This window comes from Pseudomonas sp. R5(2019) (genome assembly GCF_009905435.1).
Lineage (GTDB): Bacteria > Pseudomonadota > Gammaproteobacteria > Pseudomonadales > Pseudomonadaceae > Aquipseudomonas.
The window spans coordinates 18,456-27,829 of sequence record NZ_JAAAMT010000063.1 but is presented as its reverse complement, the minus strand read 5'-3'; the positions used below and the strand labels follow the sequence as shown (position 1 = coordinate 27,829).

4 protein-coding genes are annotated in these 9,374 nt (G+C 58.0%); all 4 read left to right on the top strand.

From position 1 onward, the window contains the following. Positions 1 to 185: transposase domain-containing protein (locus GUY40_RS25640; RefSeq protein WP_166569492.1), on the top strand; the 185-nt coding region annotated here is incomplete at its 5' end. Between the two features lie 405 nt (positions 186 to 590). Beyond that, entirely contained in the window at positions 591 to 3,776 is a 3,186-nt protein-coding gene (locus GUY40_RS28605; RefSeq protein ID WP_166571705.1) for a CHAT domain-containing protein, read from the top strand. 93 nt (positions 3,777 to 3,869) lie between these two features. Next, positions 3,870 to 6,431, top strand: a complete 2,562-nt coding sequence (locus GUY40_RS25630) for an AAA family ATPase (RefSeq protein WP_166571704.1) — start codon at positions 3,870 to 3,872, stop codon at positions 6,429 to 6,431. Beyond that, the gene (locus GUY40_RS25625) at positions 6,428 to 9,217 is read left to right on the top strand and encodes an NACHT domain-containing NTPase (RefSeq protein ID WP_166571703.1); all 2,790 of its coding nucleotides are present in this window, start codon (positions 6,428 to 6,430) and stop codon (positions 9,215 to 9,217) included. Before GUY40_RS25630 ends, GUY40_RS25625 begins: the two co-directional genes overlap by 4 nt. Positions 9,218 to 9,374 lie beyond the last annotated feature (157 nt).

Genomic DNA, 9,374 nt, shown 5'->3' with positions numbered 1-9,374 from the left:
ACTGGCTCTTTGCTGGATCGCTGCGCAGTGGCAAACGCGCTGCTGCGCTCATGAGCTTGATACAGACGGCTCGCAACAATGGGCATGATCCGTATGCCTATCTCAAAGATGTGCTGACGCGCCTGCCTACGCAGCGGGCAAGTGAGATTGCGGAGCTGCTGCCGCACAGGTGGCAACCAGCTTAGTTAGGCAAGACGGGTTGGCCGTACGCTTACAAAAGAGCGGCATAGTTAGACGGTTGAAGCGACAAGTACCTTGAAAAACGCCGCCTCGCACAAATTGTAAATAGCTTCTATGCTGCGAGAAGGCTAACTAACATCACACATTTCCAATGCTTGTAGTGCTAGGTTAGGTCACCCACCGATGCGCAAAACGCCCCAGTTTCCTGGAAGGATTTTTACCAGGTGGCTGGTTGTGGGCTTCTGCTGAGGACGGACTTTCAGGAGCTTCAACCACTTGCTGGGGAGAACATCATGCGTGTTGTCCGGACTGGACGCTCACCCGCTGAGCGTGACGTCATCCTTCATCTACCCACTGGTATAGAGGTCGAGGTCTTTACTGGGGAGGCATCAGGGCGAGCCCGTCCTTCGGTGCAACGCAAAACCGCGCCCACCTCGGACTGGCAAGTAGATGCCCTGCAGAATGCCCTGACCGATGCTGGATTTGATATCCGCGCCAATGTCGAGCTGCGCAGTGGAGCGCAAAATACGCATCGCAGTAGCCAGGCTGAAGTCATCCAGGTTCAGATCGATGTCAAGTCCGACGAGCTAGCTGTGATCCTGTTGGAGGGGGAAGGTGGCGTGTTTGCTTGGCAGCAACCGGATCCCAAACCCGTTGCCTTGGCCCAGCGCAGAGAAACCTCTACAACATTGACCTTCACACTCACGCCAAGCGGGTCAGGGGATATCACACCGAGCCGGCGGGGGCTGTTGACCGATTGGGTGGCTGACAAGTTGATCAAGCCCATCCGCGTGCTGGTGCTGAAGTTTTTCGCGCAGAAGACTGTTGATCTCATCGTATCGCGGATCGAGTCGGGTAACCCTACTGGGCTGGTGCGCTTAAACGGCATGGACCCGTCCACCTGGACACCCCGGGGCGATGGACTTCCAGCGGTTGGAAGACAAAGTACTATGCAGGTCCTATTGTTGGTCCATGGTACGTTTTCTTCCACCTCGGGCAGCTTCGGCGCGCTAGGCACCCATGCCGCCGGGCGCGAGTTCCTGACTGCAGCCTACGCCAAGTACGACGCGGTCATCGGCTTCGATCATAAAACATTGGCTGAGGATGCTGAGACTAATGCCCAGGCATTGGCCGCTGCCCTAAGGATGTTGCCCAAAGGCACTATCATCGATAGCTTGGCCTTCAGCCGCGGAGGCTTAGTTTGGCGGATATTGGCGCAGGAGTCGTTTGCCATCGAACGCCCCGACATCATATTCCGTAATACTGTTTTCGTCGGTTGCACTAACGCAGGCACCCACCTCGCCGAGCCCCAAAATTGGGATGCGCTCGTCGACCTCTACACTAATGTGGTGATGGCCGGCGCACGTGCTGTAGGGGTGATTACCAGCGGCGTTGCAATTACACCGATGGTGAATCTTGCGGTCAAGACTCTGGGCGAGTTTATGCAACTGCTAGCCCAGGTCGCCATTAGCGAACGAAGGGTTCCAGGGCTCGCTTCGATGCAGCCTAGTGGTAAGACGGTTACGCGGCTCAATCGTGCAGGAAGCCCGACGTTGCAGATAGATGCCTATCGCGCGATCACTGCGAATTTCGAGCCTGGCAGTTTCAATATTGACAACGGCATAACGAAGGCGTTGGCAGGCTTCCTTGCCGATCGGTTGACTGATCGGTTATGGCAAAACGAAGCTAATGATCTGGTAGTTGACACTGCTTCAATGACCACCTTCGGCCAATCTGCCATGCTGCCAGCGTCCTCCGTCTTCGCGTATGCAGACGAGGATGTGATCTATCACACCATCTACTTCGCTCAGCCAAGAACCTGTGACAGGTTGTCGGACTGGTTGGGCCTACCGCGCGGCGAGGAACGTCGACGCCGAGATGCGTTGGTTAAGCCAACCTCTAATCGCTACTCTGCCAAAAGGTCGGGCGTCTCCGGCAAGTTGCCGGCAAAACCGGCCGTCTCAACTAAACCGGCACTGGCAGCACCGCCGGCACCGGCTATACCTGCATCATCGGTGACGTTGCCACGTCGAAAAGGTGACAAGCTACCGGTCAGCGAGACCTTTGCGGCTGCCCCCGATTCGGCCATCGCTCCGAGGCTGGATGCGCTGACACCTTGCCACATCAACGCCTCCCTCCCTGAGTCTCCGGTAGTCGGCGAAACCGCGGAGCTCGAGGTAACCCTATCACTTGAGGACATTGTCCAGATAGCTGGCAAGACCCATATCAACGACATCGTCGCCATTGAGGACTGGAAATCGCTACAGATAAAAGTACGCCCTAGAACGAACTGCGAGGTGGAGGGCGACACCGAGGCGCAGATTCCTCCACCGCGTAAGGGGGCGCCGGAGGTATTGATATTTAAGCTGCGCGGCTTGAGCATTGGTCCGGCGGAGGTCTGGGTGGACGTGTTGCAGGGCGCGCGTCGCCTTACGCGGTTGATCCTGCAACCAGTTTTCGTTGCAAAGGGCAACCAGTCCGCGTCTGTGGTGATTGATGGTGCTGAAGAAGATCCTCCACTTGTAGACTTGCGCATCATGGAGGAAGGCTCGCCGGACAGATGGAGGCTTCGCTTTATCGCCCGCTGCGACGATTTGGAAATTAATCACGAGTTCGTCACCCACGACTTCAATGTCGACAAGGAGGCCTATGTCGGCGCCTTGTACGCCAGCCTGGAGAGTTGCTGGTCGACTGAGGACGCCGCGTTCGAGCAATTGATGCAGGATGTCCGAGCCCAAGGTGTACAGATGTTCCGGGCGCTATTCCCTCTGGAACTGCAGCGCCTGATTTGGCAACACCGGGCCGCCATTGGCAGTTTTCAGGTAATCGCTAACGAGCCTTCGATTCCTTGGGAAGTCGTGCATGTAGTGGCCCCAGAAGTCCCAGTGCCGCTCGAAGGCGGTGTTTTCTTGGCAGAACTCGGTTTGACTCGCTGGATGAGCAACGTCGGAATAGCGCCGGCACGGCTTAGATTGCGCCCCGGTAAAGCTCGTTACTGCATTCCTCGCTACCACGACGAGCGGTTGAACCTGGCTCATGTAGAGGAAGAAGCGAAGATGCTTGGCGAACTGCTGGGAGCTGTGTCTATCGGCGACGAGATCAAGCCGGTCCTGGCCGCGCTCGCGCGCAGTAACGGTGAGGATTTCGATGCGCTGCATTTCGCCTGTCATGGTAGTACCGACTATAAGCAGGTCTGGAACGCCGGACTGCTGCTTAATGTCGCTGGCAGCACCAACACCATGCAGTTGTCGGTCGCTTCCGTGCAGACCTTTGCCAACTTGGCTGTCGATGGTTATAGGCCGTTGATCTTCCTAAATGCCTGCCAGTCCGGGGTTCCCGGCCGCGCCCTCTCCGGTGCTGGTGGGCTGGCCCAAGCCTTTGTCCAGTGTGGCGCTGGGTTGTTCGTCGGCACGCTTTGGTCGATCGGTGACAGTCCCGCGCTGGGCTTCGCCTCGCAGTTCTATGGTCAGCTCAAGAAGGGCCGTAGCGTGAGCCAAGCGTTGCGTACCGCCCGTGAGCAGGCCAAGAGCGACCTAGATACCTCATGGTTGGCCTATACGGTTTACGGCCATCCGTACGCGCGAGTCTCACTCTAGCGGCCGGACTGAATTACACAGCTCAGGCCCAGCAATGGGCCGCCCTTCATCGACGCTTTTCGTCGTGGGCCTTTGGCCCGCAAGGAGCTTCTGATGTGGTTTGATACGGTTTCGTCGCTGATTGAAGAACGTCTGTCCGGGCTGATCGCTGATGCCGACAGACGCGTAGTGCCCGTGGATGCCTTGGCACCACTTCTGGACGCTCATCTGGCCGATGCTTCACCTGCTGCCATTGCGCAGGTGGAGGAGTTGATCGGTGAGTTGCTTGGTAGGCACTACTACGCGCCATATCGGAGTGACCCCGGTCCGATCGGTACGAGTCGTCTGCTTGGTCAGCGATTGAGTTATTACCGGCGCAGTTCGGCGGACCTGCATGAGGCGGTGGGCCGGCACCACCCGGTAATTTTAGCGACGACGAGCGAGCCGCGACGCCAGGCTCGTGAGCTGATCGATGCGGCTCGCGCCGAGGAACGCACGGTATTCGTTTGGACACTCGCCTCGGGATTGTTCGAGATCACATGGGACGATAAGGGCACGCGTAGCTTCCTGCCGGCGACGCCGCTCCGGATTCGCGAACATTATGCATTCACGTCACGGATCGATGACCCCGAGCAAAGGCTGAACCTTCTGCAATTGATAGATGAGAGACGTATCGGTACCACCGAAGGCGGGCTATCGGTATTCATCATGGATGTAGTTGCCGGATTTGCCTGCACCGATGTCTATCTGTTCATCGATGATGTAGACGAGAATGGTCAGTACCTGCCATTCGACGGCGTCTTGGGGGAGGTGGCGCAGGATGCACTGAACGTGCGGTTGCAAGAGGTTGCACAGTTGCATGTCAACAAACCTTTTCCTGGCAGCGACCCAACTGATCTCTATGCCCTCGCGAAGCTGATCGGCTATATCGTCGAAAAGCGGCCAAGTAATACGCTGATCGTTATCCAGGACATCGACCAGTATTTGGATAAGTCAATGAACCAAATCGCCAGCCACACGGCCAGTGTGTTGCGCGACGCCAGTATCCGATTGGGGCGACTGGAAAATGGACCTCAGTTGGTTCTGCTAGGAACGGACCTAACCGCACCTGCCAACCTCACCCGTGACGTGGTGCAGTTGCAATTACCGTTGCCGACAACTCGTGAGCTCACCGCGCGTTTCAGGCAGATCTTGCCTCCCCATTTCGGCTGGGGCGATGCTTTTCCGAATGATCTCTATGCCACCAACGATGACCTACTGCGCTTGGCGCAATCGGCGGCCGGAATGTCTTTGAGTGAGGCAACCGAGGCAATCCGTTCCGGTTTGAGGGCCAGCAATGGAGACACTGAACACCTTCTGCAGGCGGTGCGGCGTGCAAAACACTCCGGGGTCCGCGCCAACCCAGCGCTAGAGGTTGTCGATACTGCCGGTGTGGCAACCTCACTCGGCGGTATGGAGCGATTCATGACCTGGCTGCAGCCGCGGGAGAAGGTCTTCAAACATCCAGATCGAGCGCGCGATGCCGGAATCGGGCGTGCCCCTCGTGGAGTGCTACTACTGGGTATCCCAGGTACGGGAAAGAGCCTGGCCGCCAAGGAGATCGCCCGGCAATGGGGGTTCTCCCTGGTCCGTCTCGACATGGGCGCGTTGCAGGACAAATATATCGGAGAATCTGAGCGCAACATCCGTAGCGCCCTGCGTATCGTTGATGCCATGAGCCCTTGTATTCTGTGGATCGATGAGATCGACAAGGGCATGGGGCAGGAGTATACCCACACGGCGGCTCAGAACGTCCGGGCCACCCTGCTGACGTGGCTACAGGAGTCGCGGGCACCGGCGTTCGTCGTGGCCACAGCCAACCGCTTTGACGGGCTACCGCCGGAGCTGACCCGTGCCGGGCGATTTGATGGCCGCTTCTTCTTTGGTTGCCCAGGTGCTGAAGGCCGGCGCGAGATCCTGCGGATACACCTGGAGATGCGTAATTGCGAGTTATCCGAAGCGGCGCTCGACTCGGTGCTCGATCTCACCGAAGGGTTTACCGGCGCAGAACTGGAGCAAGCGGTACTCGACGGCCTGTATGCTGCTTTCGCGGACGACCGCACTTTGACTGTCGATGACCTCTGCCATGCCTGCCGTGGCGTCAAGCCTCTGGTGGCTAGCGTCGGTAAGGGTTTGGATGAGATCTGGGCGTTGATCGACCATGGCCGAGTAGTACCAGCTTCCGATCACATGCTAAACCGTTCGCAGCTGATGAAGCTCATCGACCCGCAACTCTTCCGGCCTATTTACTGCCAATTGGAAGGCATTCACGGCTGGGAGGCGGCTAGCGCGCGTGGCGCAGTTACGCTGATGGACGATCCCTATCGAGGACCCGCGGCTATCGTCCTGGAAACGGGAGATGAACAATGGGCATTGGTACAGACGAACATTCACTTAAAGACTGGTGATCGCTGGCATTGGAAGTTCCTCGACCGAGTGGACACTATCGGGACCAATGGAGTCTTCGATGTGCTGATCACTGAGCATTGCGTCGAAGTGATCCTGTTCGAGTCGCCCGAGACCTTATCGCGCTTCGCCAAGCACGAACACTTGGGAGCCTACGCCGAGCTGTTTCAAGTCGTAGGGCAGGCACGAGGGTTCGCCGGGAGCTTTGAAGAGGAGTTCATGACGCCATGACTGCCTTAGCCCTGAGTCTACTAGGCGAAGATGAGGATCCGAGCCTTGGGATCTTCTTTTTGCAGTCGCCATCAAGTTTCGTAGATGGCTACGACGTCGTGCGAATGCCGGAGCCGGAGTCGGCCACTGGAATGGCGTTCTTGGTTACCCCGCAAGGTGTCCTTGCGACCTGTCGGCATGTCATTGATGCGCTTGAGTTATGCCCCGGGGATCAGGTACGCCTATACGGGCTTTCGCCCGAGTTGCCCATCACTGTACAGGCTGAGGTGTTAGCTGCTGGTTCCGCCGGCATCGGCTGGGAGGAGCCGGTCGCCCATCGTTGGCATCCGGTTTACGGCGAAATGCTCGACCAGAGAGACGATGTGCTGGGCGAAGACTTGGCGTTGCTTAAGATCATCCCAGGGTCAGCACGGGCCCATGTTATACGTGAAGGTGATGATCCGCCCAGAGACGCAAGAGGGCGCTTTTTGCCGATCGGAGAGCCAGAACAATGGTTGTTTGCCCACGCTAGGACACTTCCTGCGGGACCTCCCGGATATTCCGCGCCTGGCCGTCGGCTGCTGGCGTGGCGAGGTGTCTGGGAGTCGGGTGCACCTGTCATAGAGCAGGCTCAGGCCGCCTTCCAAGGGCTGGCGCACAGCCGCCATCGTCTCGTTCATGTCCGCTCTGAGGAAATTTGCCCCGGTTACAGCGGGTCGCCCCTATGGGATGAGCAAAGGCGTTTGGTTGTCGCTATGGTACGTCAGCATCTGACAGCAGGTACTTCCGAGATCGGTTCTACGGATGTGCGAGCACTCGATGTGTGCCCTGGCTTCGTGTTGGTCGCGGATCGGCCGCTGCGCCAAGCGCTTGCATTTGCGGCCGCCGAACTAGAGGCGGCGATGCCCCATCGCCATTCAACCTTGGTTGAGTGGACTTCGGGGAGCGGCTTCGTCGAGCCGCAGCTACGCGCTGTGCGCAATGGCGATCCGCTTACGCAAGGCGGCGAGGGCGTGGTGCCGGCATTGCAACTGTTGGACGTCTGCGTCCAGCAAGGGCGCGGTATCATCCTGACCGGGCAAGCCGGCAGTGGCAAGTCTACGCTGCTTCAGGCTTTCTGCCGTAGTCTACTAGAGACCAATGTCTTCGTCGCGGGGCGGCGGCTGGTGCCGTTCATCGTCCATGCCACTGCGTTCGTGGCGGCTCGCTTCGATCTGCGTAAAGTCCTCGACACTGCCGGCGGCCGGCTAGGCGTAAACCACACGGATGCCCAGGCCTTCATTACGGCTTTGCATGAAAATGATGCGCGTCTCGTTTTGCTGCTCGACGGCCTGGACGAGGTCAGGCTGGTGGATCAGCAGCAAGTGCTTGCGCACCTATCGCTGCAAGCAAAAGGGCCAGCGCGGCATGGCTTGCGGCCGCTGGATCGGCTGATCCATTCGGTACTCGTGATGTCGCGTCCGAGCGAGGCGATTAGGACCGTGCAGGAGAACATCACGCCGGGTGGGCATCATGTGTTCCAAGTCATGCCGTTTGATGCGCAGCGCATCCACGCGTTGGCGGTAATGCTATATCCCGACATGCAGAGACAAGCCGATTTCCTTAACGAGTTGCAGCGATTACGGTGGTACAAAAGCGGGGCCTCTCCTATCCAGGTTAGGATTGCTGCTACGATTCTCGCGCTCGGTGCGCAACTGCCTGAACGCCCCAGCGACCTGATCTCCAACGTCCTTGAGCTGATGCTTAACGCGGCACAACGAGAGCTAGGCCCCGGCACGGGCCTTGCGCTGTTTCGTGACGACATCCTCGGTTACTTGGCCCGCGAGGCAATAAGAGAGTCCTGGTCATTGACCCGGGAAAACTTGCGCGAACATTTCGCCGAGGTACGCGTGGGTACTGCCTGCCGACCTTGGATGAGTGATTTGCAGGCGCTCTTAGCATTCATCATGGATGAGTTGCCGGGCAGGGCGCCGGTGCTTGCTATCGACGAACAGGAACAGCTCCAGTGGCTACACCGCTCCTTCATCGAAACACTCGCCGCCCAATGGGAAGTCCGTAATTGCGGGGATGACAGCGCGCTGGTGGCCCGTGTCGAGCAGGCTATGCAGCATAGCGGCGAACGCCATCCCTATGCCCTCGCCCTGCTGGCCGCCATGGAGCGTGAGAAACATTTGTCAGCCGTTCACCGGATTCTGCGCAGCTGTCTTGAGCGACCTGTACCAGGCATACGACCACAATTGTTGGCACTGCGCGCGCTGGCTGATGGCATCGATGCCGGTGGCGCGCTCCGTGAGGCACAGGTCAAATTGTTGTTGCGGATCATTGTGACGGCGCATAACGAAAGCTCGTACTGCCAAGAGATCTTCAGCTTGGACGAGTTACCTGACCCTTGGGAAATTCTGGAGCGACCCGAACTGCGCGCCGATGTGCTGGCTGCGCTGGAGGCTCGCTTTTCTGCCCGCCGCAGCCGTCTCGGCGCGAAGCCGCTGCGTGTGCTCGAAGTCGAGGCACGCATCCTCGATCGGCTGCAGTTGTGGAGTGCCTTTCGAAACCTAGTCAGCGGAACGCAGCAGATCCATTATCCAACGATGGTGGGCCTACCTATGGGTGCAGGAGGGCAGGGTATAGAAGGGATTACTCAATTGCAGCTACGCACGGCAGATGGTGCTGTAGAACTGTTGCAAATGGGGGTTACGGAATTCATTGATCGTGTGCGGCAAGCCGATCTAATGACCCAAGGCCGAACGTCTGCGGAACTAGTAAACTTGGTGGTCCACTTGATCGTCAATGAGGTGCGTGAACGCTAGGAGCCTATGACGATCCACATAGGAGGCCATCTGAATGAACAAGCCGTGGTTGCTATGTTTTCTTATTTTCGATTCAGCCTGTCATATCGAAACTTTACCGACCGTTAATGCTTCAGCCGGGAAAACAAAAGAAGAGTTCCTGTCATCTGAACAGAAA

Bases quoted from the DNA above. Each gene is read 5' to 3' on its own strand.
- GUY40_RS25630 (WP_166571704.1), top strand. From the start codon at position 3,870: ATGTGGTTTGATACGGTTTCGTCGCTGATTGAAGAACGTCTGTCCGGG.
- GUY40_RS25625 (WP_166571703.1), top strand. From the start codon at position 6,428: ATGACTGCCTTAGCCCTGAGTCTACTAGGCGAAGATGAGGATCCGAGC.